The following is a 25,849-nucleotide window of genomic DNA, read 5'->3' on the forward strand; positions in this document are numbered from 1 at the left end:
CAGTCAGCACGCCGAGGCCGGGCGGCCGGCCCGGCAGGCGTGGTCCGGCGCGGACCGCCCGGTGTGGACCGCCCGGGCATGCCGGCGTGGTCCGGCCCGGCAGGGCGCTTAGCGTCCGAGTGAGCCGTTGGAGAAGAGTTCGACGCCGTCCCGAACGGTCTGCAAGCAGACCGGGTCGGTGCCGGTGTCCAGTGCCGGGAGCAACGGTGTCCGGGCGCGCGGGTCCGTGCTCCAGGACTGGACCCGGCCGTCGGCCACCTGCACCATGAGTTCTTCGACTTCCCAGACCGCGAAACTCGCCGGAGCGCCGGGGACAAGCTGGCCCGCCATCGGGTTCCGGTACCGGGCCGCCCGCCAGCCGGCCCGGGTGTGGCCGAGGAAGGCTGCGCGGGCGGAAATCCGCTCGTCGGCGTTGTGGTGTTCGAGGCAGGCGCGGACGCTGGACCAGGGCCGCAGCGGCGTGACCGGGCTGTCGCTGCCGAAGCACACCGGCACGCCGGCGGAGTAGAACGAGCCAAAGGGGTTCATGGCGGCGTGGCGGGCGCCAAGCCGCTGGGCGTAGAGGCTCTCCCCGCCGCCCCAGAGGGCATCAAAGACGGGCTGCGCGCTGACGGTCACCGAGTACTTGGCCAGCCGTTGGATGGCGTCCGCGTCGGCGATTTCGACGTGCTCCAGGCGGTGGCCGGCGGCACGGACGCGCTGTTCCCCGACTTCGGCGGCGGCCTGGTCCAGGGCGTCCAGCGCGGCGTCGAGCCCGGCGTCGCCGATCACATGGAAGCCTGCCTGGATCCCGAGCACCGAGCAGGCCGCGAGGTGCGCGGCGGCCTCATCGACCGAGAGGTAGCGGGTGCCCCGCTCCCCCGGCGCGTCGCTGTAGTCGCCGCGGAGCGCGGCGGTCCGTGAACCGATGGAACCGTCCATGTTCAGGTCGCCGGCCAGGCCCAGGACAGAAACGCCAAGGCTGTCCAGGATGGACCGGGCCTGTTCGGCGGAACCGGCAAGCTGGCCCCAATAGGGCAGGATCTCCGGAACGGCGTGTCCTGGCCGGTCGGCGGCGTTCCAGCCGGCCGCGAGCTGCAGGTCCTCGATGCTGCCGATGTGCGGTGCCGCCATTTCGGCGAGAGCGACATAGCCGTTGGCGGCCGCCTCCGCCAGCGCGGCCTCCTGGTAGCGGCGCAGGGCACCGGCGGGCAGGTTCCGGGCGGCGCGCCGCGCGGCGGTGTGGGCGGCCCGTTTGACCTGCCCGTCGGCGGCGTAGCCGTCGAGGCTCTCAAGGCCGGACGTGGCGGCCAGGGAAGCGGAGACAAGGGCCGAGTGCACGTCCACCCGCGACAGGTATACCGGCCGGCCGCCGGCGGCGCGGTCCAGTTCTTCGCGGCTGGGCAGGACCGGGTCGGCCCAGAGCGTTTCGTCCCAGCCGTGCCCCAGCACCGTGCCGCCCGCGCCGGAAGCGGAGACGGCGGCGCCGGCGACGGCGTCAAGCAATTCGGCTGCGGAGCGGACCCCGCCGAGCTGGAGCGAGTCCAGGGCGATGCCGGTCTCCGTCAGGTGCACGTGGGAGTCCACGAAGCCGGGGGCAAGGAGCGCGCCCTGGAGGTCGATGACCTCCATGGAGGAGTCCGCGATGGACGTGGCGGCCTGTTCAGAGCCAACCCAGGCCACGGTGTCACCGTCGACCAGCATGGCCGTAGCGAAGGGATCAGCCGCGGTGTAGACGGAACCGTTGCGGTACAGCGTCACCTTGCGCTGTTCCTTGGAAGCCTCGGACGGTGAAGCGGTCATGGTGTGGAACTCCTTGTAGCTGGGGGCCGGTGTGCCGGGCCTGCGGCATCGGGGCATGGTGGAGGAAAGGCAGGGGCGGAGGGCCGCTAGGGTCCGGTCACACGACGGCCGAGTAAGCGACGACGCCGCGTTTGACCAGGGTGATCGCGTCGCCGCACAGCCGTGCGACGCGCGGGTCCAGTCCGGGAATCTTGGCGAGCTGGTCCAGCAGGTCGATGACCTGTTTCACCCAGCGGACGAAGTCGCCGGCGGCGAGGTCCGTGCCGCTGAGCACCTCCTGGAGGTGCCGGCCCTTGGCCCACTTGAAGATCGGCCAGACCAGGCCGAGCTCGGGCTCCCCCGTCAGTGGCAGCTTGTTGGCCTCCTCCACGTCCTCCAGGGCGGACCACTCGCGCACCACGGTGTCGACGGCGGACTCCAGCGAGACGCTGGGCATCTTGGGCCGCAGACCGCGGTCCTCGCGCTTGGCCTGGTAGACCAGAACGCTGGCCAGTGCCGCGATTTCCGCGGCGTCGAGGTCGCTGAAGGCGCCCATCCGCAGCGACTGGGAGATCAGCAGGTCCTTTTCCCCGTAGATCCGGCGCAGCCGCTGCCCGTCAGGGCTGATGGAAAGCGTGCCCGAGTCGGAGGTTTCCAGGTAGCCGTAGCCGGAGAGGACTCCGCAGACCCGGTCGAAGGTCTTGGCGATGGTGTTGGTGCGGCCCTGGATTTGGCGGATCAGGCCGTCGGTTTCCTGCCGGAGCTTCCACCAGCGCTCGGACCAGCGGGCGTGGTCTTCGCGTTCGCTGCAGCCGTGGCAGGGGTGGGCCCGGAGCTCGCGGCGCAGTTCCGCGATCTTCTTCTCCATGTTCGGCAAGGCGGCGGCACGGCCGAAGTCCTCGTTCCGGTTCGGCGGTGCCGGCGGACGGCTCTCCCGGATGGCGTTGCGGACCGATGAGGCCAGGTCGCGCCGCGACTTCGGCACTTTGGCGTTGAAGGACTTGGGAATCCTGACCCGCGTGATCGGGGCCAGCGGTCCTTCCACATCGTGAAGGCCGATCCGGCGAAGCTGGTTGTCCAGGGTCATAACCGCCGGCCGCGGCTCGCGGGAGTGGTGGTCCGAGCTGAGCACGACGGCGAGGCCGGGGGCCCGGCCCGACGGCACATCGACGACGTCGCCGGGCAGCAGCCGGCTCAGGGAGTCTTCGGTGAGCGACTTCCGGGCCCGTGACGTGCCTTTGGAAGCTGCGTTTTCGGCGTCCGACAGGGCCCGGCGCAGTCTGGAGTACTCGGTGAAGTCGCCCAGATGGCAGCTCATTGCCTTGCTGAACCCGGCCAGGGATTCCTCCCGGCTGCGGACCTGCTTGGCCAGTCCGACCACGGAGCGGTCCGCTTGGAACTGGGCGAAGGAGGACTCAAGGATTTCGCGGGCGCGCGGCCGGCCGAACTGGGCCACGAGGTTAATGGACATGTTGTAGGTGGGACGGAAGCTGGAGTTCAGCGGGTAGGTCCGGCGGGAGGCGAGACCCGCGACGGCTGCCGGATCGGTGCCCGGCTGCCAGAGCACGACGGCGTGCCCCTCGACGTCGATCCCGCGGCGGCCCGCCCGGCCGGTCAGCTGGGTGTACTCCCCCGCCGTGATGTTCACGTGCGCTTCGCCGTTGAACTTGTCCAGCTTCTCCAGCACCACGCAGCGCGCGGGCATGTTGACGCCCAGCGCGAGGGTCTCGGTAGCGAACACCGCCTTGACCAGTCCGTCCACGAACAGCTTCTCGACGACCTCCTTGAAGGTCGGCAACATGCCGGCATGGTGCGCGGCCAGGCCACGCAGCAGCCCGTCCCGCCAGCTCCAGAAGCCCAGGACGTCCAGATCGTCGGAGGGGATGTCCTGGGCCGCTTCGTCGACCCGCTGGGCGATGATGAGCTGTTCCTTCTCGGTGGTCAGCCAGAGCCCGGCGGAGACGCACTGCGCCACGGCGGCATCGCAGCCGGCGCGCGAGAAGATGAAGGTGATGGCCGGCAGGAGGTCCATCCGGTCCAGGCTGGCGATGACCTGCGGGCGGCTGGCCTTCCGGACCGGGCTGCGCGGGCCGCCCTGCGGGGCCGCCTCCCGCTGGCCGCGCTGCTGGCGGCGCTGGTTGCGGCCGCCGTGCCCGAAGCGGCCGCGGAAGTTCATCTGGCTCTCGGCCCGGGCCATCGACAGCAGTTCCGGGTTGACCTCGTAGCCGGCGCGTTCGGTGATCGCGGCGCTGGAGCCTGCGGTATCCGCGGTAGCGGCCACATTGTCCTCACCGGCGGGCGCAATTTCGTCGAAGCTGGTGTCGCCGGCGAACAGGTCCACGATCTTGCGTCCCACCATGACGTGCTGCCACAGCGGTACGGGACGGTGCTCGGAGACGATCACGTCTGTCTGGCCGCGGACGGTGTCCAGCCAGGCGCCGAACTCCTCGGCGTTGGAGACCGTGGCGCTGAGCGAGGCCACCTGCACCTCGCTGGGCAGGTGGATGATGACTTCCTCCCAGACGGCGCCGCGGAACCGGTCGGCGAGGTAGTGCACCTCGTCCATCACCACGAAGCCGAGGTCATCCAGGGTCTCCGAGCCGGCATAGAGCATGTTGCGGAGCACCTCGGTGGTCATCACCACTACCGGGGCTTCGCCGTTGATGCTGGTGTCACCGGTCAGCAGGCCCACCTGCGCCGCGCCGTACTTCTCGGCCAGCTCGGTGTACTTCTGGTTGCTCAGCGCCTTGATCGGCGTCGTGTAGAAGGCTTTCAGGCCGCGCTGGAGCGCCAGGTAAATGGCGAACTCCCCGACAATCGTCTTTCCGGCCCCGGTCGGGGCGGCCACCAGCACGCCCCGGCCCGCTTGCAGGGACAGGCACGCCTCGCGCTGGAAGGGATCGAGGTCGAACGCGAGCGAACGGGTGAAACCGCCCAGATAGGTCTTGGCTTCTGCGGCCCGCTCGGCGCTGGCACGGTAACGCTCGGACGGCGACTCCGGCCCGGGTAGTGAGGACATGCTTCCAGCCTAGTGGGCGGACGGCTAGAGATTCTCCAGCTCGGAGCTGGGAGTCGCCTGGTCCGCGGTGGCTTCGGTCTCGGCGGCCACCTTGGCCGCCCGCTTCTCCCGCCGGCGGTCGTTGAGCAGGCACAGCCCGATGGCGGTGAAGAACAGCACCAGCATGGGCACGGCAAGGTAGAACATGCTCATCGCGTCGGCGCCGGGGGCGGCCATGGCAGCGAAGAGGCAGACCAGGAACACGGTGATCCGCCAGCTCTTGAGCAGCTGCTGGCCTTTGATCAGCCCGGCCAGGTTGAGCCCGAACAGCACCACCGGCAGCAGGAAGGCAATGCCGAAGGCGAGCAACAGGCGCAGCACGAAGGACAGGTAGACCTGGGCGCTGATGAAGTTGGAGCCGCCGGAGGGGGTGAAGTCGGTCAGCACCCGCACCGCGTTGGGGAGCACCAGCCAGGCGAGCAGGACGCCTCCGACGAAGAGCGGCACGGCGGCGGCGACGAAGGAGAGCGCCAGGCGCCGTTCCTTCTTGTGCAGCCCGGGGACAATGAACGCCCAGAGCTGGTAGAGCCAGACCGGGCTGGCGACGATCAGGCCCAGGAACACGGACACCTGGATCATCAGGTCAAAGGAGCTCGCCACGCCGTCGAAGTTCAGCGACGCCTGCCGGCCTTCATGTTCGTTCAGGTCGCGGATCGGCTTGATCAGCGCCGCCAGCATGGGCTGGTAGACGAGGAATCCGACGACGGTCCCGAGGACGACGGCGATCGCCGACTTAAAGAGCCGGTTCCGCAGCTCTTTGAGGTGATCGAGGAGGGCCATCCGGCCTTCGGGGTTCGATCGGCGGCTCATGGTTACTGCCATGTGGTTCTAGGCGCGGTTCGGCGGCGGAACGTCGGTTCCCTCGCCCGGGCGGCTCTCGGTGCCGGCGGACCGGGGGTGGTTCACGACTTTGCCTTCGACGGCGTCGGAGTCAGCCTTGGCCTCCGGCGTGCCGTCCTTTTTCATTTCGCGGACCTCGGATTTGAAAATCCGCATCGACTGGCCCAGGCTGCGGGCCATTCCGGGCAGCTTCGGTGCAGCGAAAAGCACCAGGGCCAGGACGATGATGATGATGAGATGCCAGCCTTCAAGCCTCATGCTGGGTGGTCCTTTCGTTTGAGTACATCCTATGTCTAACGCAGATCGATGTCGCGCAGCGCCTGGGGCTGGCCTCGCTCCGCTTTGCGCCGGATCCGGCGCAACCGCCGGGCTTCCTGACGCGCGATTTTGGATGCATGGTAATCATGTCGCATCAACGCGGGCGGGGCAAAAACGGCTGCCCCGGGCTCCGCGTACGGGCCGGCTCCGTTCCCCGCGTCGTCGCCGTTCGAGCCTACGGCACCCACATGAACAGCGGCTGAACCGGAGGTAAGCGGGGAGGAAGCGAACGTGGAGAAGCGCTCCCCCGCCTCACCGAGTTCCTTGACCGTGGCCATGAACTGCCGGAAGAGCCGGACGCCGAGCACGCCAAAGAACAGCAGCGACAGCGCGACGAGCGCTATCCAGATTACGATCCAGGACCACCAAGGCATGCTGATCAGTCTAGCTGGCGTGCGGGGTGGTCCTCGTATCGGGCGAGGGCGGCGTCGAGCCATTCCCGGGCGGCCGCGGCCAGCGCAGGAGGCTGCAGGATGCGGACGGCGCCGCCGTGCTGGGCCACGAACATCGGCAGCCAGCCGGCACTGCCGAAGCGGATTTCGGCCAGGACGTGGCCGTCCGCAAGCGCGGCGGTCCGTTCGGCGTAGTAGTCATCCGCGAGCCCGGCGCCCTGCCTGGTCAGCTCGACCACCACCACGGCGTCATCGTCGTTGGGCGTGAACAGCTTGACCGGGAACCCGCCTGCCGGGTTGGCGGCCGAGGACACCGGGCGTCCGTTGGGTTCCAGGCTTTGGATCCGGTCCAGCCGGAAGTTCCGCAGGCCCTGCGCGGAATGGCAGTACGCCTCGAGGTACCAGGTGCTGTCCATTGAGTAGAGCCGCTGCGGGTCGATGTCGCGTTCGGTGACGGCATCGCGTTGCGGGGAGAGATAGCTCAGCCGCAACTGCGCGCCGGTGCGGATGGCGTTGCGTGCCGTTTCGAGGGTGCCGGAATCCTCCGGCGCCACCTCGGGACCGGACACGGCCGCCGCCTTCAGCCCCTCCTCGCCGGCCGCGGCCATGAGCTTGAGCGTCACGGACTCCAGGGTGCCGCCCTCGGCGAGTCCGGGCAGGCCGTTGAGCGCTTCGAGGCCGGTGAGCAGCGCGCAGGCCTCGTCCACGGTGAAACGCACCGGCCGCTTAAGGTCGAGGTCCTCGATGATGTAGACGTGGTCGTCGTCCCACTGGATGTCCAACAGATCGTCCGGGTAGCCCTCGGGCAGGCCGGAGCAGATCAGGATCCGCAGGTCGTCCTCGAGTTCCTTGCGGGTGATGCCGAACCGGTCGGCAACTTCGCTGATGTGCAGGCCCTGGTTGTGTACCAGGAACGGGACCAGCTGGAGCATCCGCTTGAGCTGGTCCTCGGACGTGCGTTTCCGGCTCCGTTTGGCCGGAGCCAAACGCGGGAATTCGATCGGCGGGACCGGCGCCGCAGCGAAGGCTGCGGCTGCCGCCAGTCGCCGGCGCACGGCGGTGTGCAGCTCGGGCGGCGCGACGACGACGGCCTTCGGGCCGTAGGAGGCGAGTTCCTCGGCGAGCGTCTCAATGTCCCGGTATGGCACCTTGAGGCGGTCGAAACCGGGGCGAGGCGCTGCCGCGACGGCATCGGTGATGTCACCCTCGGTGCCGGCGGCGGGTCCGGCATGCTTGCGAAGCCCCAGCAGCGCGCCGTCGGCGACGTCGACGAGGGCGTGCCGCACGGGCAGTTCGGGCAGCGCGGCAAGTTGTTGGCGGACGTTGAAGGACGACGGCGGGGTGAAGGACTCCTGGTCCAGCACGGTGACGGCGGAGGTGAACCGCGACAGCCGGTAGAACCGTTTGTCCCCGCGGGCGCGGTCGTGGCCAACGAGGTACCACTGCCCGAAGCGGCTGCCGAGGCCCCAGGGCTCGACGGTGCGGGTCTCCTCCTGTCCGGTGCTGCCGGCCAGATAGTTGAAGCTCACGGGGTGCTGGGTGTGGACGGCGGCGACGAGGTCCTCGAACGCCTGCCCGGCAGGGCGGATGCGGGGCTGGACCCCCGGGGGAAGTTCGGCGTCCGGCAGGCCGCCGGCGGCCTGCAGTTTGCGCACGGCGTCGCGCGCGGCGGAGCCCAGGGCAGCCTGTTCCCAAAGCTGCGCGGCGAGGATCAGCACGGTGCACTCTGCGGGGGTCAGGCTGACGTCCGGCAGCCGGTTGGATTCCTTGCCGATCCGGTACCGCGTGGTCGCCGGGTCATCGGAGCCCCAGCCCTTGTCCGTCACGGTCTCGACGTCGAAGCCGAACTGGCGCAGCTCGCCTTTGTCCCGTTCGAACATCCGGCCGAAGGCCGCCTCGGAGCTGGTGGTGTCGTGATAGACCTTCTCGCGCAGCTCGCTGCGGCGTAGCCCGTATTGGGTGTTGAGCAGGGCGATGAGCAGGTTCAGGAGGCGTTCAGTACGTGAGGCGGACACTCCGCAAGGGTACTAAAGTGTCCGCCCCGAAAACGGCGAAAGCGCGGCAACAACCGGAAGAACTTTCCGATTGTTACCGCGCTTTCGCGGTGGCCGGTGGGTGGGCCCACGCCGGCGAGGGCCCCGGCCCGAGCTTGCGAGGGCAGGGACCCGGTGGGTGGGCCCACGCCGGCGAGGGCCCCGGCCCGAGCTTGCGAGGGCAGGGAGCCGGTGGGGATTAGCGGACGGCGACGAGGTCGACGACGAAGATCAGGGCCTCGTTGGGGCCGATCGCTCCGCCGGCGCCGCGGGCGCCGTAAGCCATTTCGGAGGGGATTTCGAGCCGGCGGCGGCCGCCGACCTTCATGCCCAGCAGGCCCTGGTCCCAGCCCTGGATGACCTGGCCGACGCCGACCCGGAAGTCCAGGGGTGCGCCCCGGCCCCAGGAGGCGTCGAACTCTTCGCCGGTGGACCAGGCCACGCCGACGTAGTGGGTGGAGACGGTGTCGCCGGCTTTGGCCTCGGCACCGTCACCCTCGATCAGGTCGGTGATGACGAGCTCGGTGGGTACGTCGCCCTCCGGGAAGTCAATTTCCGGCTTCTGGCGGTCGATGTTGCGCTGTCCAAATGACATGGTTGCTCCTTCTTGGGTGGCTTGCTTAAGCGGGGTTGTTTACTTGACGCCGAGGATGTCAACGACGAAGACGAGGTCGCCCTTGGCGTCGCCCTGGCCCTTGTCGCCGTAGGCGAGGGCCTTCGGGATGACCAGGAGGACGCGGGAGCCGACGGTCTTGCCGGCGAGGCCCTGCGTCCAGCCCTTGATGACGCCATTGAGCGGGAACGTGGCCTTCTTACCGCTGGTGAAGCTGGAGTCGAAGACCTTGCCCGAGGCCAGCGCCACGCCAACGTAGTTGACGGTGACGGTGTCGGATTCCTTGACCGCCTGGCCCTTGCCCGTGATCAGGTCCTGGGAAATGAGGGCCTTGGGAGCGGCCACGCCCTTGACCGAGATCTCCGGAACGCCCTTGTCGTTTTCCTTCACGGTGGGCAGGCCGGCCGGCGGGGTCACGGCGTCGCCCTCGGGCTTGTCCAGGACCTTGGGAGCGTCCTTCGCGGCGAGGATCTTGATGACCAGCAGCTGCGACGGCTGGGCCGCGCCGCCTTCGGCGCTGGCTGCCTTGCCCGGCACGGCCAGGGCCAGATGGGAGCCGACCTTGGCGCCGACGAAGGCGTTGTAGATGACCGCGCTGCCGGCCTTGAGTTCATCGTTCAGCTCGAGCTTCTCGGGGTCCTTCGGGAAGGTGTCCTCAAGGGTGGAGCCGTCCTTGCCGTTGAAGGCGACGATGGAAATGTCCGCGACCTGGTTGGCCTTGACGCGTTCGCCGTCGCCGTCCTTGACCACCTTGATGGTCGGGTCCTTGACCTCAAGCGGCTTGGTGAACTCGACGCCGGGGGCCTTCTTGTCGCCGTTCTCGGTCAGTTTCAGGGAGTCCAGCTTCGCGGTCTCGCCGGCGGACTGGCTGGTGGGCTCCGGGGCGGCAGGCTGGCCGCCACCACAAGCGGTGAGCAGCAGCAGTCCGGGGAGGAGAATTGCTAATAGTCGGCGCACGTAAGAACTTTCGTCGGGGCAGGATGGACGCTTCGCCGGACGGTTGCCAGCGGCAAAGCATGCGGTGGCCGTGAAACGGCACCTTCCCCAGAATAACGCGGAAAGCTGGGTATCAGCCCATAGAGTCCAGCAGGGCGTCCACCCGGTCGTCCACGCTGCGGAAGGGATCCTTGCACAAAATGGTCTGGTGGGCGCGGTCGTTCAGCTTCAAATGGACCCAGTCCACCGTGTAGTCACGGCCCAGTTCCTGCGCCCGGCGGACGAAGTCGCCGCGCAGTTTGGCCCGGGTGGTCTGCGGCGGCGCGTCGACGGCATCCTTCACTGCGGTGTCGTCGACGACCCGCCGTGCCGCGCCGCGGGCCTGGAGCAGGTAGAAGAGACCGCGGCTGCGTGAAATGTCGTGGTAGGTGAGGTCCAGTTGGGCGATCCGCGGCGCGTCGAGTTCCAGGCCGTGCCGCTCGCGGTAGTTGTCCATCAGCTTCTTCTTGATGGCCCAGTCAACTTCGGTGTCGATCGTGCTCGTGTTTCCGCTTTCGATCGCGTCAAGGGTCCGTTCCCACAGGTCCAGGATGAGCGGGACGTGCGGGTTGTGGGCGCCGCGGTCCGCCACGAATTCGGTCACTTTGTTCAGGTACTCGCGCTGGATCTCAAGGGCCGTGAGCTGCCGGCCGTTAGCGAGGCGTACCACCGCGCGGCCGCTGAGGTCGTGGGAGATCTCCCGGATGCTGCGGATCGGGTTTTCCATCCGCATGTCGCGCATGATCACGCCGGCCTCGATCATCCGCAGGATCAGGTCCACGGTGCCGACTTTGAGCAGGGCCGTGGTCTCGGACATGTTCGAGTCCCCGACGATCACATGCAGCCGCCGGTAGAACTCGGCGTCGGCGTGCGGCTCGTCGCGGGTGTTGATGATCGGCCGGGACCGGGTCGTGGCGGAGGAGACCCCCTCCCAGATGTGGTCCGCGCGCTGGGAGAAGGCGTAGGTGGCGCCGTGCGGGGTCTTCAGGATCTTTCCCGCGCCGGCGATCAACTGGCGGGTCACGAGGAACGGGATCAGGATTTCCGCCAGCCGGGAAAACTCCCCGCGGCGCGGAATCAGGTAATTCTCGTGGCTGCCGTAGGAGTTGCCCGCCGAGTCGGTGTTGTTCTTGAACAGGTACACGGTGCCGTTGAACCCTTCGGCCGCAAGGCGCTCCTGCGCCTCGTCCACGAGGTCGTCCAGGATCAGCTCGCCCGCCCGGTCATGGGCGATGAGCTGGGCCAGGTCGTCGCACTCGGCGGTCGCGTACTCAGGGTGTGAACCGACGTCGAGGTAGAGCCGTGAGCCGTTGGTGAGGAACACATTGGAGGACCTCCCCCAGCTGACCACCTTTCGGAAGAGGTACCGGGCCACTTCCTCCGGCGCGAGCGGGCGGGACTCCGGGCTCGAATAGGAAATTCCGAATTCGGTTTCGATACCGAAGATGCGCTTGTCCATTTCAGTTCTCCTCAGCCAGCAGTGCCACGACGTCGGCGTCGTCGAGGCGGCGGAAAGCGCGGCGGGTGCCGCGGCTGCTCTCGGAGCCGCGGTCCAGCACGGCCACCTCCACGGCCGACGCCGGCAGTGCGTCGGTTTCCTTGTCCGCTACCAGTCCGGCCAGGGCCAGCCGGATGGCGCCGGCGAAGTCGAGTTCGCTGCGCCAGCCGGCCGCAACGGCTTCGGACACCTTGTCGGCCTGGCCGCCCATCACGATGAATCCCTGTTCGTCGGCGATGGACCCGTCGAAGGTCAGCCGGTAGAGGTGGTCCAGGTCCTGGCTGTCCCCGACCTCCGTCACGGCCAGTTCCACTTCAAAGGGCTTCTGCTCGGCGGTGAAGACGGCGCCGAGGCTTTGCGCATAGACGCTCGCCAGGCCCCGGGCCGTGACGTCCTCGCGGTCGTAGGAGTAGCCGCGGACGTCCGCGTAGCGCACCCCGGCCTGGCGCAGGCTTTCGAACTCGTTGTACTTGCCGACGGCGGCGAAGGCGATCTTGTCGTAGATTTCGCCGATCTTGTGCAGCGACGGCGAGGGGTTTTCCGCGACCAGGGCGATCCCGTCCCGGCAACTGATGACCACCACAGAACGTCCCCGCGCGATGCCTTTCCGGGCGAAGTCCGCCCGGTCCTTCATCAGCTGTTCGGGCGAGACATAGAACTGCTGGGTCATCTCAGGCCTCCCGCTGGGCTACGGCCCGTGACTCGATGATGGCGCCGGCCACCGCCGCAAGTTCGCGCTCCGGGACGCGCACTGCACCGGAGCGGCTGACGGTGTAGACCACGGGCCAGAGTTGCCGGACGGGGTCCGGACCGCCCGTGGCGGAGTCGTCGTCGGCCGCGTCGTACAGGGCTTCGACGGCCACCTGGACGGCGTCGGCTTCGGAGAGGTTGGGCCGCCAGAGCTTCTTCAGCGCGCCGCGGGCGAACATGGAGCCCGAACCGACGGTGTGGTGCTCCTGCTCCTCGTAGCGGCCGCCGGTGACGTCGTAGGAGAACAGGCGGCCGACGCCGGCGGGCCGGTCAAAGCCGGCAAACAGCGGGACCACGGCGAGGCCCTGCATCGCCATGGGAAGGTTTCCGCGGATCATGGCACCGAGCCGGTTGGCCTTGCCGTCCAGGCTCAGCTGCGTTCCTTCGATTTTTTCGTAATGTTCCAGCTCCACCTGGAACAGCCGGGTGATATCGAGCGCGATGCCGGCAGTCCCGGCGATGCCGAGCACAGAATACTGGTCCGCGGGGAACACCTTCTCGATGTGCCGGCTGGCGATCACGTTGCCCATCGTCGCGCGGCGGTCACCGGCCATCAGCACTCCCCCGGCGTAGGTCAGGGCCACGATCGTGGTTGCGTGCGGGGTCTGGAGCGGCGCGGTTGCAGGTCCAGCTGGTAAGCCGTGTTGGAGGGCGTTGTAGGGCAGCAGTTCGGGCCGTGAACGCTGCAGGTGCTCCGTGAATGAGGACGTCGCGTTCGCTGCTACCTGGTTGGCTGATGTTTCCTGCACTGGTGCACTCCCTCAACGTAGTGGATCAACGACTTCCGGCCCTCAGCCCTGTGTCTCCTCAGTTCCGGTTCTCCTCCAGTAGTGTCCGCGACCAGCCGGCGGCCGGGGGGCTACTGGCCGCCCTTCTGGACGAAGGCCCTGACGAACTCCTCGGCGTTTGACTCCAGCACGCCGTCGATCTCATCGAGCAGATCGTCCACGCCCTGGGTCGCGGCAGAGGCCTGGGCCTCGGGTGCCGCGGGAGGTGCGGGGATGTCCTCCTCGACCTCAGTGTCGCGGGACTGCGGCTGCTGCTGCTCCTGGCCTGCCATCGTATTCTCCTTCTGATCCCACTGTTTAATCCCACCGGCTGCCCCATCCTGCACAGGACATCCTGTAAGCAATCTTGCCACGCCCTGGTCCCCTGCGGGGGGTCTTTGGGCCTACGAACCCGGGGGCAACCCGAGCAACTCCGCAAGGAACGGCGCGGCCTCGCGGTGCCGGGCGAAGAGTCCTCCGGTCAGGGCCTCCGTGCCGCGCAGCGGTTCGCGGGTGGGGACCCGCTGCAGCTTGCCGCGCCCCGGCAGGTCGAAGATCACCGAGTCCCAGCTGGCGCCAACCAGGTCGGTGCCGAAGCGGCTGACGCAGCGGCCGCGGAAGAAAGCCCGGGTGTCCGACGGCGGCTCCGTCACCGCACGGGCGATCGCTTCGTCGTCGACGATCCGCTGCATCCGGTCGCGGGCCAGCAGCCGGTGGTAGAGCCCCTTCTCGGGGCGGATGTCCGCCCACTGCAGGTCCACGAGCCCCAGCCGGGCGTCCGACCATTCCAGCCCGTCGCGCTGGCGGTAGCCCTCCAGCAGCGAGAGCTTGGCCAGCCATTCGACTGTCGACGCGGCGGCGGCCCGGTCGCTGTCCAGCGCGGTAAGGGTCGCCGACCAGCGCTCGAGCACGGCGTGGGTGTGGCCGTCGCCGTCGACGGCGTCCGCCACACCGGTATCCTGGGCGAGCTTGGCGGCAGCCTCGAAGTACATCCACTGCAGGTCCAGGGCAGTGACGCGGCGCCCGTCGAGCAGGCGCAGGGTCGCGGTCAGGGAGGTGTCGTGGCTGACGGCCTGCAGGGCCGCCACCGGTTCGTGGACCTCGATGCGGGGCGCCAGGCCGGCCTCGATGAGGCTCAGGACCATGGCGGTGCTGCCGAACTTCAGGAAGTTGGCTCCCTGGCTGAGGTTCGCATCGCCGATGATGACGTGCAGCCGGCGGTATTTGTCCGCGGTCGCGTGCGGTTCATCCCGGGTGTTGATGATGGGTCGCCGGATGGTGGTTTCGAGGCCGACCTCGGTCTCGAAAAAGTCCGCCCGCTGGCTGATTTGGTAGCCGGGCCGGGAGCTGTCCTGGCCCAGGCCGACGCGGCCGGCGCCGCACATGATCTGCCGGGTGACAAAGAACGGTGTCAGCCCCCGGGCTATTTCGCCGAACGGGACCGAGCGGGGCATCAGGTAGTTTTCGTGCGAGCCGTACGATACGGATTTGTTGTCCGTGTTGTTCTTGTACAGGTTGATCGGCGGCAGTTCCGGGTCCGCGGCCAGCCGGCGGACCGCGGCCAGAGCCACGAGGTCCCCGGCGGCGTCCCAGGTGACGGCATCGCGGGGGTTGGTGACTTCCGGGCTCGAGTATTCCGGGTGGGCGTGGTCCACGTAGAGCCGCGCGCCGTTGCCCAGCACCATGTTCATGAGCAGCGAACCGGACTCGTCCTCGCCGTCGTGGTCCAGCTCCGCGCGGCCGTAGGCAAGCGCGATCGCCTCCGCGTCCAGGGCCGGTGGCCGGTCGGTGAGTTGTTCCGGTTCCGCCTCGCTGCGCTCCAGGGTCCAGCCCCGGGCGTCGTGCAGCGGCTCTTCGTCGGTGTAGTCCCAGCGGGTTTCGGCGCCGCCAGCTGCGCGTTGCCGGGTCACCAGGGCGTAGGCTTGGATGACCCGGGCGGACATCATAGTGGCGTTGGCCCCCGGGGCGGAGGGCGCGTGGATACCGTATTCGGTCTCGGAGCCCATCACCCGCATGGCGCCGCCGGCGGGCAGCCCCCCTGAAACCGCTGAAGGTCCGGCGGTCACAGGTATTGGCCCGTGCTCGGCATCGTCTCGATGGATTTGCCGGGTTCCTGGCCGGCCTTGCCTTGGACGATGGTGCGGATGTATGTGATGCGTTCGCCCTTCTTGCCGGAAATCCTGGCCCAGTCGTCCGGGTTGGTGGTGTTGGGCATGTCCTCATGCTCGCGGAACTCATCAATGACGGCGCGGAGCAGGTGGTCGATGCGCAGGCCCTTCTGCCCGGAGGTGAGCAGGTCCTTGATCGCGGACTTCTTGGCGCGGTCCACGACGTTCTGCACCACGGCGCCGGAGTTGAAGTCCTTGAAGTACAGCATTTCGGTGTCCCCGTTGGCGTAGGTCACCTCGAGGTACTCGTTGGACTTCTCGGTGGAGTACATGGCCTCTACCGTGCGCTGGATCATGGCATCCACCGTCGCCTGCACGTCGCCGTTGTGCTCGGCGAGGTCCTGCTCGTGGAAGGGCAGGTCCGTGGTGATGTATTTGTTGAAGATGTCCGCGGCGGCCTCGGCATCGGGACGCTGGATCTTGACCTTCACGTCCAGCCTGCCCGGGCGCAGGATCGCCGGATCGATCATGTCCTCGCGGTTGGAGGCGCCGATCACGATCACGTTGTCCAGCCGCTCCACGCCGTCGATCTCGCTGAGCAGCTGCGGCACGATGGTCGTCTCGACGTCCGAGGAGATGCCGGTGCCACGGGTGCGGAACAGCGAATCCATCTCGTCGAAGAACACCACCACGGGGCTGCCCTCGGAGGCCTTCTCGCGGGCCCGGGCGAAGATCAGCCGGATGTGCCGTTCGGTCTCACCGACGTACTTGTCCAGCAGTTCCGGTCCCTTGATGTTCAGGAAGTAGCTCTTCATGTCCGTCTTGCCGGCGCGTTCGGCGGCCCGGGCGGCCAGCGAGTTGGCCACGGCCTTGGCGATGAGGGTCTTGCCGCAGCCCGGCGGCCCGTAGAGCAGGATGCCCTTGGGTGCCTTGAGCCCGTGCTCCCGGTACAGGTCCGGGTGCAGGAACGGCAGTTCGACGGCGTCGCGGATCTGTTCGATCTGCGGGCCCAGTCCGCCGATGTCCTGGTAGGTGATGTCCGGGACTTCTTCGAGGACGAGGTTTTCCACTTCGGAACGGGGAATCTTCTCCAGGGCGTAGCCGGTGCGGCTGTCGATCGAGAGGGCGTCGCCGACCCGGAGCTTCTGCGCCAGCAGGGCGCCGGAGAGCCGGATCACCCGTTCCTCGTCCGCGCGGCCCACAACGAGGGCGCGGTCCGATCCCAGCAGTTCCTTGAGCGTGACCAGGTCTCCGGCCCGCTCGTAGCCAAGCCCGGCCACCACCAGCAGCGCCTCGTTGAGCAGGACTTCCTGCCCGACGGCAAGTTGGTTGATGTTCACAAGCGGGCTGATGCCCACCCGCATCTTGCGGCCGGCGTTGAAGATGTCCACGGACTCCTCCGTGTCGGCCTGCCCGCTGCTGCCGGGTTCGGGGCGTCGCTTCGGGTTTAGCTGCAGGACGGTGCCGAAGCTGTAGGGCGGCTGGCCCTCCTGGTCCAGGGCGTTCTTCAACCGCAGGATCTCGGCCTTGGCCGTTTCCAGCATGCCCACGAGCTTGGAGTTGTTCTGCGTGGCGGCCGCGAGCTGGCGGTCGATGTGGCGGAGCTTGTCCCGCAGGATATTGACCTGGCGTTCGGCAACCGATAGCTCATTGGCTGCATACCGGTCGACGTCGGATGCCCCCGCCGGTTCAGTCCCTCCGGCAGCGGCAGCCGCCTGGGCCTCGTCCTCCGCCGGCGTCCGGCCGTGGTCGTTGTTGGGAGTCTCCATCATGCATCAGCCCCTTCCGTACTTCTATTAAGACCATAGCCCCAACTCGGCGGGTGCTGCTGAAGACTTCCGAAATACGGACTAGTTCGTAACCTCGGGGGTGTCCTTGACGTTAGTTCCGGCGATCGCGTCGCGGGCGGCCCGGCGCAGCTTCTTGTCCGAGACCGCGCGTTCGCCGACTGCCCCGGGGGTCCAGGCGTTGACATCCTCGGCGTCGAACTCGGTCTTGGACGGCCGGCGCTTCACGGAGATGCCGGTGACGCCGTCGGCCAGCCGGCGGGTGACCAGCAGGAAGCCGGTGTGGGCTACCATCCGGTGGTCCGGGCGCACGGCGAGGCCCTCGAGGTGCCAGCCGCGGACCATGGATTCCCAGGCATCCGGCTCGGTGAAGCGGCCGTCGGCGCGGATGGCCTCGGCGGTCCGTGACAGCTGCGTAACAGTCGCGACATAGTTGATCCACACGCCGCCGGGAGCCAGCACGGTGGCCACGGCGTCGAGGCATTCCCAGGGCGCCAGCATATCCAGGACCACCCGGTCCACGGATCCCGGCGCCTCGGTCCGCACAACTTCCTCCTGGAAGTCGCCCAGGGTGATCTGCCACGCCGGGTGCGGGCCGCCGAAGATCGTTTCGACGTTGCCGCGGGCGATGTCGGCGAATTCCGCACGGCGTTCGAAGGAGTGCAGGTAGCCGTTGTCCCCCACCGCGCGCAGCAGCGAGATGGACAGTGCGCCGGAGCCGACGCCGGCCTCGACCACGCGTGCGCCCGGAAAAATGTCGGCCATGGTGACGATCTGGCCGGCGTCCTTGGGATACACCACGGCCGCGCCGCGCGGCATCGAGAGCACGAAGTCCGAGAGCAGCGGGCGCAAGGTCTGGTACTGCTGGCCGACGTTGTTCACCACGACCGAGCCGTCCGGCTTGCCGATGATCTCGTCGTGGTTGAGGAAGCCGCGGTGCGTGTGGAAGGCCCCGCCGGCCTCGAGGCTGATGGTGTTCATCCGGCCGCGTTCGTCCGTGAGCTGCACCCGCTCGCCCTCGCGGAACGGACCGCGGCGCCGGTTGGCGCCGACCGGCGCAGTGCCGGGCGCAGTGCCGGGCGCAGTGCCGGGTGCTGTTTCGGTGGCTGTTACATTGGCAGTTTCGGCGGCTGGCGCCGAAATGCTGTCGGCGGCTGTGCTGTCCCCGCTGGGGGTGGCGTTGGCGGCAGTGTCGCTGCTCATGAGATGTTCCTCGCTCCTGTAAAGCTGCGGTGGCCGCGGATGGGCGGCGGGCACCGGCCCGTGTTCGTGGGCCGGAGAATTCACGACCGGCAGGTAACTCTACCGGGTCTGGTCCTGATTCCGGCCTTCGCCCCCGGTCTGTGAGCCGGGGGTGCCGCTCGGCTGCTTCCCGGTCAGGGCGTTCAGCACGGTCAGCTGGCGCAACAGTCCGGTGACGGTGCCGGCGTCGTTGACCACCGCATAGTCCGAACCTTCGATCTGGGCAAGGTATGCCAGCAGTTCGGCTCCCCGGTCAGTTTCCTTGACGTACGCACCCGCGGCGAGCGGATAGGCGGCGGCGGTTGCCGGGGTCGTGGCGGCCAGCGCGGGCGGAACGGCCGCTGCTGCCGTTTCGTCGACGACGGCCGACGGGCGCGCGTCCTGGCCGAAGAGCACGACGGCGGGGACACCCTGCGGCGAGTGCCGCAGCACGTCCAGGACGGTGGCGGTGTCGGGCAGCCCGAGCGCCGGCTCGGCGAGGGCCGCGGCGTCGACCAGGTGCAGCCGGCTCCGGTACCGGGCTTGCTGGATGGAGGCGGTGGCACCCATCCAGAGGAAGCTGCCAACCAGCAGGGTGATGAGCATGAGGGAGGTATCCGGGCGGTTGCCGCTTAGGAGCGGGAGTGCAACAAACCAGACTGCCAGTGCGATCACGATGATGCGGCCGGCCCAGCCGGCCGCAATGGTGCCCTTCTCGTGGCTGCCGGTGACCTTCCAGACCGTCGATTCCACCAGCCGGCCCCCGTCCAGCGGCAGGCCGGGCAGCACATTGAAGATGCCGATCAGCAGGTTGGCCCAGACAAAGATGTTCGCCAGGGTGTCCGCGACGCCGTCCAGCTGCCCGCCGGAGAGCAACAGCCAGCCGCCGGCGGCGAGCACCAGGTTCGCGGCTGGTCCGGCCAGGGCGACCAGCACGGATCTGCCCGGCGAGGCGGTGAACTCTTCGAACTGGGTGTGGCCGCCCCAGAGGTTGAGGACGATCTTGCGGGTGGGCCAGTGGTAGAGCCGGGCGGTGAGCGCGTGGGCCAGTTCGTGGACGAGCACCGAGATCAGCAGCAGCACTGAGTAGGCGAACGCCACGAGATAGGCGGTGATGCCGAGGCGGGGGTCGTTGTGCTCGAGCACGGGTCCGTAGGCGATCACGGTGAAAGCGGCGATGGCGAACCAAGAGTAGGCAAGCACCAAGGGAATGCCGGCGATCCGGCCCAGCGGGATTCCGCCACGGAGCGAAAAGGGGCGGTCCCCGGTCTCCGGCGGCTTCTGCGGCGACGGCTCAGTCAAGGCGACGGCCTCCGCTTGCCGCGCTTTCCAGCCCGGAGTTCTCCAGTTCGCCGGCGGACAGCCGCAGACCGGCTCCGGTAAATTCGTGCCGGAGGCCGAGCAGCTCCTCCAGGTCGGCGACCGTGCGTCCGGCCAGGGTGTCCCAGGTCGCGCGCCGCGGATCGTGCGGGAGCGGGACGATGTGCGGAATCGCCACCGTGACGACGCCGGAAGCCACGGCCGCCGCGACCCCCGGCCCCGAGTCTTCAAGGGCCACGCAGTGACGGTGGTCCAGCTCGGGGTCGCGCTGCTGCAGGAGTTCCACGGCTTTCAGGTACGCCTCGGGATGCGGCTTGCCCTGCGTGACGGTGTCCCCGGTGACCAGGAACTCGAAATAGGGTTTGGGCAGGCTGGCCACGATCTCGCGGGCCAGGGGCGCCTCGGACATGGTCACGAGGGCGCAGCGGACGCCCGACGTGTGCAGTTCCTCCAGCAGTTCGCGTGCGCCGGGGCGCCACGGCACGGACTCCCGGACCAGGCTGACGACATGCCCGGTGAGGGTGTCGATGATTTCGCGCACTTCCAGCGCCACGCCGGCTTCCTGCAGGATGCCGGCCGAATAGACCAGCGACTGGCCCACGAGCTGCATGGCCTTCTCGTGCGACCACTGTCCGCCGTGGGCGGCCACCAGGGCGTGTTCGGCTTCAATCCAGTACCGTTCGGTGTCCACGATCGTGCCGTCCATGTCCCATAAAGCGGCTTTGAGCAGGGGCTGGGAGGCTGGGGATCGCATGCCCTCCAGTCTACGGTGCAGGCCGTGTGGGGCGCCCAAGGCTACGCCGATGGCGAATTTCAGGGCACCCGGGGCGTTTTCCTCCATGCGCGCGCCTGCGACTTGGACGTAGGGTGAACACATGAATAGCTTCGAGCCAGACACCACGGAAACGGGCGTCACGCCCGAGCCGGAGCGGCTGCTGCAGCCCGTGCCCGAGGGCCAGCGTGTCACCGTGATGCTTGCAGCCTTCGAAGGCTGGAACGATGCCGGTGAAGCGGCGAGCGATGCGCTGCGCTACCTCAACAAGCTCTGGGGCGGCAAGAAGGTGGGCTCGATTGATGCCGACGAGTATTACGACTTCCAGTTCACCCGCCCCACCATCCGGCGCACGGCGTCCGGCGAACGGAAGATCAAGTGGCCTGCCACCCGGATCTTTAAAGCCAGCGTCCCGGACTCCAACGTGGACGTCATCTTTGTCCAGGGCACCGAGCCGTCTTACAAATGGCGCGCTTACACGGCAGAGCTGTTGGTGCACGCCGAGGCGCTGAAGGTGGACTACGTCATCCTGGTCGGGGCGCTGCTCGCGGACGTGCCGCACAGCCGCCCCATCCCGGTTAGCGCCTCGACCGACGACGCGGCACTGCGGGAACGGATGGACCTGGAGGCATCCCAGTACGAGGGTCCGGTAGGGATCGTCGGGGTGCTCGCCGAGGTGGCCCTGCTGGCCGGGCTTCCCACCGTCTCGCTCTGGGCGGCCGTGCCACACTACGTGGCGCAGGCGCCCTCACCGAAGGCCCAGCTGGCGCTGCTGCACCGGATCGAGGAACTGCTGCAGGTCCCGCTCGACACGCAGGAGCTGGTGGAGGACTCGGACGCGTGGGAACGCGGCGTGGACGAACTCGCAACAGAGGATCCGGAGATCGCCGCCTACGTCCGCCAGCTGGAGGAGGCGAAAGACACCGCAGACCTACCCGAGGCCAGCGGCGAGTCCATCGCGCGGGAATTCGAGCGCTACCTCAAGCGCCGCGGCAAGGACAAGCCCTAGACCTCGGGGCCGACGCGCTTGCTTCCCGGCGCGACGCAAAAGCGCTGGCGACGCCGGAATCCGGGTGTCGCCAGCGTTTTTTTTGCGTCGCCGGCCTTTTGGCGGTTCGTGAGGTCTAGAGTTCGACGCCGAGCAGTGCGTCGACGGCGTCGCCCACCAGTGCAGCCTCAGCCGCGGAACCAGTACCCGCTCCGGCTGCCAGCGCTGCAGACGCCCATGCGTCCACGGCCTCGAGGGCGTGCGGGGCGTTGAGGTCGTCAGAGAGCGCGGCCCGCATCTCTGCGAGGAGCGGCCCGGCAGAACCCGCCGGTGCGAGTTCGACGGCGGCACGCCAGGTCCGGAGCCGGTCCTTGGCCTCGGTGAAGCCCTCATCCGTCCAGGACCAGTCGCTGCGGTAGTGGTGGGCCAGGATTGCCAGCCGGATCGCGGCAGGGTCTTCGCCGGCGGCGCGCAGCTTGGAGACGAGCACGAGGTTGCCCTTGGACTTGCTCATCTTTTCGCCGTCGAGTCCCACCATGCCGGCGTGCGCGAAGTGCTTGGCCAGCGGCACCCCGGTCAGGGAGTAGGCATGGCCGGCTCCCATTTCGTGGTGCGGGAAGACCAGGTCGGACCCGCCGCCCTGCACGGTGAACGGAGCGGGCAGGTATTTCTGCGCAATGACGGTACATTCGATGTGCCAGCCGGGGCGCCCCTCCCCCAGTTCGCCGCCGGGCCAGCTGGGTTCGCCGTCACGGGCCACGCGCCAGAGCAGCGGATCAAGCGCCTGGCGTTTCCCGGCCCGGCCGGGGTCGCCGCCGCGCTCGGCGAAGAGTTCAAGCATCTCGGCATCGGACAGGCCCGAGATGGATCCCAGCGTCCACGCGTCCTGCGCTTCGGCCGAGTGCTTTCCGGCCGCCTCGACGTCGTAGTAGACATCTCCGTCGGGCTCGCCGGGGGTGCCGGACACCCGGTAGGCCAGGCCGCGCTGCACGAGCGACTCGATAGCCGGGACGATCAGCGGGATGGCCTCCACGGCGCCCACGTAGTTATCCGGCGCCAGCACGTTCAGGGCTTCCATGTCGGTCTGGAACAGCTCAATCTGGCTGGCGGCGAGTTCCCGCCAGTCCACCCCGGTGGCAGTCGCGCGCTCCAGCAGGGGGTCGTCGACGTCGGTCACGTTCTGGACATAGGCGACCTGCTGGCGGCCGTCACGCCACGCCCGGTTGAGCAGGTCAAAGGCCACGTAACTCGCCGCGTGGCCCATGTGGGTGGCGTCATACGGGGTGATCCCGCAGACGTACATGGACTGCTCCCCCGTCGCTTCAAGGGTGGCGAGGCCGCCCTTGGCGGTATCGAAAAGACGCAGCGCGGGCATGCTGCCCGGCAGCTGGGGAACAGGGCGGGAGATCCAGGATTTCACACCCCAAGCCTAGTGCTAGGCGCTGATGACATTGAAACCGAGCAACAGGTACAGCGCGAGGCCCAGCAAAATGCGGTACCAGACGAAGAGCCGGTAGCTGCGGGTGGAGACGTACCTGAGGAACCAGCCGATGATCACGTAGCCCACCACGAAGGCGATCGCGGTGGCGAGGGCGGTTTCGGGCAGGCCGTAAGGGCCGGTGATGCCGTCCTTCGAGACCACCTTGTAGAGCTGGTACAGGCCGCTGCCGAAGACGGCGGGGATTGCGAGCAGGAAGGAGTAGCGGGCGGCGGCCTCACGGGTGTACCCCATGAGCAGGCCGGCCGTGATCGTGCCGCCGGAGCGTGACACCCCGGGGATCAGCGCCATCGCCTGGGCGAGGCCATAGAAAATGCCGTGCTTGTAGCTGAGCTTGGTGAGGTCACGTTCCTGGCGGCCGACGGCGTCCGCCACGGCGAGGATCATGCCGAAGACGATCAGGGTGGTGGCGACGATCCAGAGGCTGCGGAGCACCGATTCGATCTGGTCCTGGAAGAGCAAGCCAAGGACGATGATCGGCAGGCTGCCCAGAATCACGAGCCAGCCCATCCGTGCGTCCGGATCCTGCCGTGAGACCTTGCCAGTCAGCGAGCCGAACCAGGCCTTGACGATCCGCACAATGTCCCGCCAGAAGTAGACGATCACCGCCGTCTCGGTACCCAGCTGGGTGATGGCGGTGAAAGCCGCGCCAGGGTCCGCGGCGTTGGGCAGGAACGCCCCCACGATCCGCAGATGGGCGCTCGAGGAAATCGGGAGGAATTCTGTCAGTCCCTGCACAAGGCCCAGAAAGGCCGCTTCTAACCAGTTCACGTTTATAGACCCTACGTTATGGAGGTTCCGAAGCATCGTAAGCTTGCAGGCATGCAGCAGCGTTATGTCGGCAACAGTGGGTTGCGTGTCTCGTCCCTTTCCCTTGGCACCATGTCGTGGGCCGGTGAGACCGATGAACAGGATGCCGCCGGACTGCTTCGTGCTTTCGTCGACGGCGGCGGCACGCTGATCGACACGGCCGCGTCCTACGCCGGCGGCGGGGCCGAGGTCCTGCTGGGCGGCATGCTGGGCGACGTCGTGGCCCGCTCCGAAGTGGTGATCTCCACTAAAGCCGGGTTGACGACCTCGGGAGGCCGGCGCAGCGTGGACACCTCGCGCAACGGCATGCTGTCCGGCCTTGACGCGAGCCTGGCCCGACTCGGCACCGACTATGTGGATATCTGGTTCGCCCAGGCCTGGGATCCGAACGTTCCGCTGGAGGAGACCCTTTCCGCCTTGGAATTCGCAGTCCGCTCCGGCCGGGCACGCTACGCCGGTGTCTCCAACTTCAACGGCTGGCAGACCGCCAAGGCCGCCGCGGTGGCTGACTTCCCGCTGGTTGCCTGCCAGGCCGAGTACTCGCTGCTGCAGCGAAAGCCCGAAGCCGAGCTGATCCCGGCAATCGAAGACGCCGGGCTTGGCCTGATGGCGTGGGGCGCGCTGGGGCGCGGGGTGCTGACCGGCAAGTACCGCGGTCATATTCCCTCCGATTCGCGGGCCGCACACCACAAGCTGGCCGGCTACGTGGAGCCCTACCTTGAAGGGATCGCCTCCAGCGTCGTAGAGGCCGTGGCGATGGCGGCCAAGGGTCTGGGCCGGACCGCGCTGGACGTGTCCCTGAGCTGGTTGCTCTCACAGCACGGCGTGGCCACCGCGTTGGTGGGTGCCCGGACGCCGGTCCAGTTGAAGGAGATCATGGATGCGGTGCTGACGCCGTTGCCGCCGGAGATTGCCGCAGCGTTGGAGGATGTCTCCAGCCCGGCCTGATCCGGGGTAGCTTTTCGGTTGTTTCCGGGCGGATTCCCGGTTTTGAGCCTTAGTCTTAGGCCATGAACCTGCAGAACCTCGCTATTACTACTGGCGTCGTGCCCGTGGTTCTCTACATTCTGGCCGCCGCGGCCCTCATCTGGCTTATTTGGGGTCGGCGGCGCCATCTGTCCCGCTGGGTGCCGGCCGCAGTACTGGCCGCCGGCCTCCTGAGCGCCATTATTTGGGTGTTGTGCGAGCCGGTGTGGAACTTGTGGGGGTCCCCGCTGCCTAAGCGTGTCTATGCCTACGCGGGCCTCGGTATCCTCGCCTTGCTCCTTGTGGTGCCCAAGATCCGGGACCTCCGTCGGCTGCCGGCGCGCATCGCCGTGTTGCCGGCGGCGCTGGTCGTTGTCCTGGCGTCGGGATCGCTGATCAACCAGAACTTCGAGTACTACCCCACCCTGGGATCGGTCTTCGGAGACACCGGCGTCAAGATGGAAACCTTGGATCAGTTCAAGAGCCAGGAACGAGGAGACCCGGTGCCGGACGTCAAGCCGAGCGAGCCGCCCACCACGCTGGCCGACTGGACGCCGCCGGAGAATATGCCGGATCAGGGAACAGTCGTCCGGGCCTTCATCCCGGCTCCGATCTCCCACGAGGTGTCCTCAACGGCCTTTGTATACCTTCCCCCGGCGTATCTCGCCGCACCGCGGGCGGATCTCCCGGTGCTGGTTCTGATCCACGGGGTCCCGGGCGAACCGGTGGATTGGCTTCGGAACGGCAGGATTGCCGAGTTCATGGACGAGTACGCATCCGAACACAAGGGGCTGGCGCCGATCATCGTGATGCCCGACGCCGGGGCAAAGTGGGCCAACTACCCGCCGCTGTGTATGAACACCAAACAGGGCCAGGCCGGACGTTACCTGAGCGAGGACGTGCCTAACTGGGTCAAGGCCACTTTCGGAGCCGGCAGGCACTCCAGCCGCCAGTGGGCCATCGGAGGGTTCTCCTACGGCGGGACCTGCGCCATGCAGCTGGCCATGAACTACCCAGAGGTCTATCCCACGTTCATCGACAGCTCGGGTGAGAACCAGCCGACGATTCGGCAGGGCCACCAAGTGCTCCTGCAGCAGTACTTCGGCGGCAGCGCAGCCGAGTTCAAGAAGCAGAACGCGCTCGACGTCATCAAGACACGCAAGTACCCGGACACCGCCGGCATCGTCACCGTCGGCGCCGGCGATCCGTTCTTCCGGGCCCAGGGAGTCCAGGTCTACCAGGCGATGAAGAAAGCCGGCATCAATGTCCAGTTCCAGGAGGCGCCCGGCGGACACGCTTGGACGGCCTGGAAGTACGGGTTGGAAAATAACATGGACTGGCTGATGGGCCGCCTTGGGGTTACGGGCTAAGCTT

At 67.9% G+C, this 25,849-nt stretch carries 22 protein-coding genes; 3 read left to right on the plus strand and 19 right to left on the minus strand.

Annotated features, from left to right (window positions below; genetic code table 11):
* Positions 1-108: 108 nt before the first annotated feature.
* The 17 genes from AB4Y91_RS07365 to AB4Y91_RS07445 all read right to left on the minus strand — a co-directional run bounded on the left by AB4Y91_RS07365 (position 109) and on the right by AB4Y91_RS07445 (position 20,195).
* The gene (locus tag AB4Y91_RS07365; protein ID WP_441417784.1) at positions 109-1,782 is read right to left on the minus strand and encodes an amidohydrolase; all 1,674 of its coding nucleotides are present in this window, start codon (positions 1,780-1,782) and stop codon (positions 109-111) included.
* Positions 1,783-1,879: 97 nt separating this feature from the next.
* Positions 1,880-4,780, minus strand: coding sequence for a DEAD/DEAH box helicase (locus AB4Y91_RS07370; protein ID WP_441417785.1), 2,901 nt, complete (start codon positions 4,778-4,780; stop codon positions 1,880-1,882).
* A 24-nt stretch (positions 4,781-4,804) separates the two neighbouring features.
* On the minus strand, positions 4,805-5,599 hold the full coding sequence (gene tatC, locus AB4Y91_RS07375; RefSeq protein ID WP_441417884.1) for a twin-arginine translocase subunit TatC: 795 nt from the start codon (positions 5,597-5,599) through the stop codon (positions 4,805-4,807).
* A 48-nt stretch (positions 5,600-5,647) separates the two neighbouring features.
* On the minus strand, positions 5,648-5,917 hold the full coding sequence (gene tatA, locus AB4Y91_RS07380) for a Sec-independent protein translocase subunit TatA (protein ID WP_441417786.1): 270 nt from the start codon (positions 5,915-5,917) through the stop codon (positions 5,648-5,650).
* A gap of 35 nt (positions 5,918-5,952) precedes the next feature.
* Positions 5,953-6,351, minus strand: coding sequence for a hypothetical protein (locus AB4Y91_RS07385; protein WP_441417787.1), 399 nt, complete (start codon positions 6,349-6,351; stop codon positions 5,953-5,955).
* Positions 6,352-6,356: 5 nt separating this feature from the next.
* A complete protein-coding gene (locus AB4Y91_RS07390; RefSeq protein WP_441417788.1) occupies positions 6,357-8,384 on the minus strand; it encodes a helix-turn-helix transcriptional regulator in 2,028 nt (675 codons plus the stop codon).
* 217 nt (positions 8,385-8,601) lie between these two features.
* Complete coding sequence (locus tag AB4Y91_RS07395) at positions 8,602-8,997, minus strand: FKBP-type peptidyl-prolyl cis-trans isomerase (protein WP_441417789.1); 396 nt, start codon at positions 8,995-8,997, stop codon at positions 8,602-8,604.
* Positions 8,998-9,036: 39 nt separating this feature from the next.
* A complete protein-coding gene (locus AB4Y91_RS07400) occupies positions 9,037-9,972 on the minus strand; it encodes an FKBP-type peptidyl-prolyl cis-trans isomerase (protein WP_441417790.1) in 936 nt (311 codons plus the stop codon).
* Positions 9,973-10,084: 112 nt separating this feature from the next.
* Positions 10,085-11,449 carry a Pup--protein ligase gene (pafA, locus tag AB4Y91_RS07405; protein ID WP_441417791.1) on the minus strand — a complete coding sequence of 455 codons (1,365 nt, stop codon included), beginning with the start codon at positions 11,447-11,449 and terminating at the stop codon, positions 10,085-10,087.
* A 1-nt stretch (position 11,450) separates the two neighbouring features.
* Positions 11,451-12,158: a proteasome subunit alpha gene (prcA, locus tag AB4Y91_RS07410; RefSeq protein ID WP_175323655.1), complete on the minus strand. Its 708-nt coding sequence runs from the start codon at positions 12,156-12,158 to the stop codon at positions 11,451-11,453.
* Position 12,159: 1 nt separating this feature from the next.
* The gene (prcB, locus tag AB4Y91_RS07415; protein ID WP_441417792.1) at positions 12,160-12,987 is read right to left on the minus strand and encodes a proteasome subunit beta; all 828 of its coding nucleotides are present in this window, start codon (positions 12,985-12,987) and stop codon (positions 12,160-12,162) included.
* A 110-nt stretch (positions 12,988-13,097) separates the two neighbouring features.
* Positions 13,098-13,298 (minus strand): ubiquitin-like protein Pup, encoded by a 201-nt coding sequence (locus AB4Y91_RS07420; protein ID WP_146337557.1) that lies wholly within the window; start codon positions 13,296-13,298, stop codon positions 13,098-13,100.
* A 111-nt stretch (positions 13,299-13,409) separates the two neighbouring features.
* Positions 13,410-15,020, minus strand: a complete 1,611-nt coding sequence (gene dop / locus AB4Y91_RS07425; RefSeq protein WP_441417885.1) for a depupylase/deamidase Dop — start codon at positions 15,018-15,020, stop codon at positions 13,410-13,412.
* A gap of 47 nt (positions 15,021-15,067) precedes the next feature.
* Positions 15,068-16,882, minus strand: a complete 1,815-nt coding sequence (gene arc, locus AB4Y91_RS07430; protein WP_441417886.1) for a proteasome ATPase — start codon at positions 16,880-16,882, stop codon at positions 15,068-15,070.
* A gap of 81 nt (positions 16,883-16,963) precedes the next feature.
* A complete protein-coding gene (locus AB4Y91_RS07435; RefSeq protein ID WP_441417793.1) occupies positions 16,964-18,103 on the minus strand; it encodes a tRNA (adenine-N1)-methyltransferase in 1,140 nt (379 codons plus the stop codon).
* 99 nt (positions 18,104-18,202) lie between these two features.
* Positions 18,203-19,423 (minus strand): site-2 protease family protein, encoded by a 1,221-nt coding sequence (locus AB4Y91_RS07440; protein ID WP_441417794.1) that lies wholly within the window; start codon positions 19,421-19,423, stop codon positions 18,203-18,205.
* Positions 19,416-20,195 (minus strand): HAD family hydrolase, encoded by a 780-nt coding sequence (locus AB4Y91_RS07445; protein WP_441417795.1) that lies wholly within the window; start codon positions 20,193-20,195, stop codon positions 19,416-19,418. The genes AB4Y91_RS07440 and AB4Y91_RS07445 overlap by 8 nt, the downstream gene beginning before the upstream one ends.
* A gap of 121 nt (positions 20,196-20,316) precedes the next feature.
* Here AB4Y91_RS07445 and AB4Y91_RS07450 point away from each other — a divergent pair, with 121 nt between their 5' ends.
* Complete coding sequence (locus AB4Y91_RS07450; protein ID WP_175323659.1) at positions 20,317-21,222, plus strand: PAC2 family protein; 906 nt, start codon at positions 20,317-20,319, stop codon at positions 21,220-21,222.
* Positions 21,223-21,337: 115 nt separating this feature from the next.
* On the opposite strand, the gene mshC is transcribed toward AB4Y91_RS07450, so the two are convergent.
* Positions 21,338-22,621, minus strand: a complete 1,284-nt coding sequence (gene mshC / locus AB4Y91_RS07455) for a cysteine--1-D-myo-inosityl 2-amino-2-deoxy-alpha-D-glucopyranoside ligase (RefSeq protein WP_441417796.1) — start codon at positions 22,619-22,621, stop codon at positions 21,338-21,340.
* Between the two features lie 15 nt (positions 22,622-22,636).
* Complete coding sequence (locus tag AB4Y91_RS07460; RefSeq protein ID WP_441417797.1) at positions 22,637-23,470, minus strand: undecaprenyl-diphosphate phosphatase; 834 nt, start codon at positions 23,468-23,470, stop codon at positions 22,637-22,639.
* A 51-nt stretch (positions 23,471-23,521) separates the two neighbouring features.
* Here AB4Y91_RS07460 and AB4Y91_RS07465 point away from each other — a divergent pair, with 51 nt between their 5' ends.
* Both AB4Y91_RS07465 and AB4Y91_RS07470 read left to right on the plus strand, forming a co-directional pair.
* Positions 23,522-24,457 (plus strand): aldo/keto reductase, encoded by a 936-nt coding sequence (locus AB4Y91_RS07465; RefSeq protein WP_441417798.1) that lies wholly within the window; start codon positions 23,522-23,524, stop codon positions 24,455-24,457.
* A 62-nt stretch (positions 24,458-24,519) separates the two neighbouring features.
* Positions 24,520-25,845: an alpha/beta hydrolase-fold protein gene (locus tag AB4Y91_RS07470; protein ID WP_441417799.1), complete on the plus strand. Its 1,326-nt coding sequence runs from the start codon at positions 24,520-24,522 to the stop codon at positions 25,843-25,845.
* The last annotated feature ends 4 nt before the right edge of the window (positions 25,846-25,849 follow it).

Origin of the sequence: Arthrobacter sp. YAF16, assembly GCF_052113385.1 — a bacterium.
Taxonomy (GTDB): Bacteria; Actinomycetota; Actinomycetes; order Actinomycetales; family Micrococcaceae; genus Arthrobacter.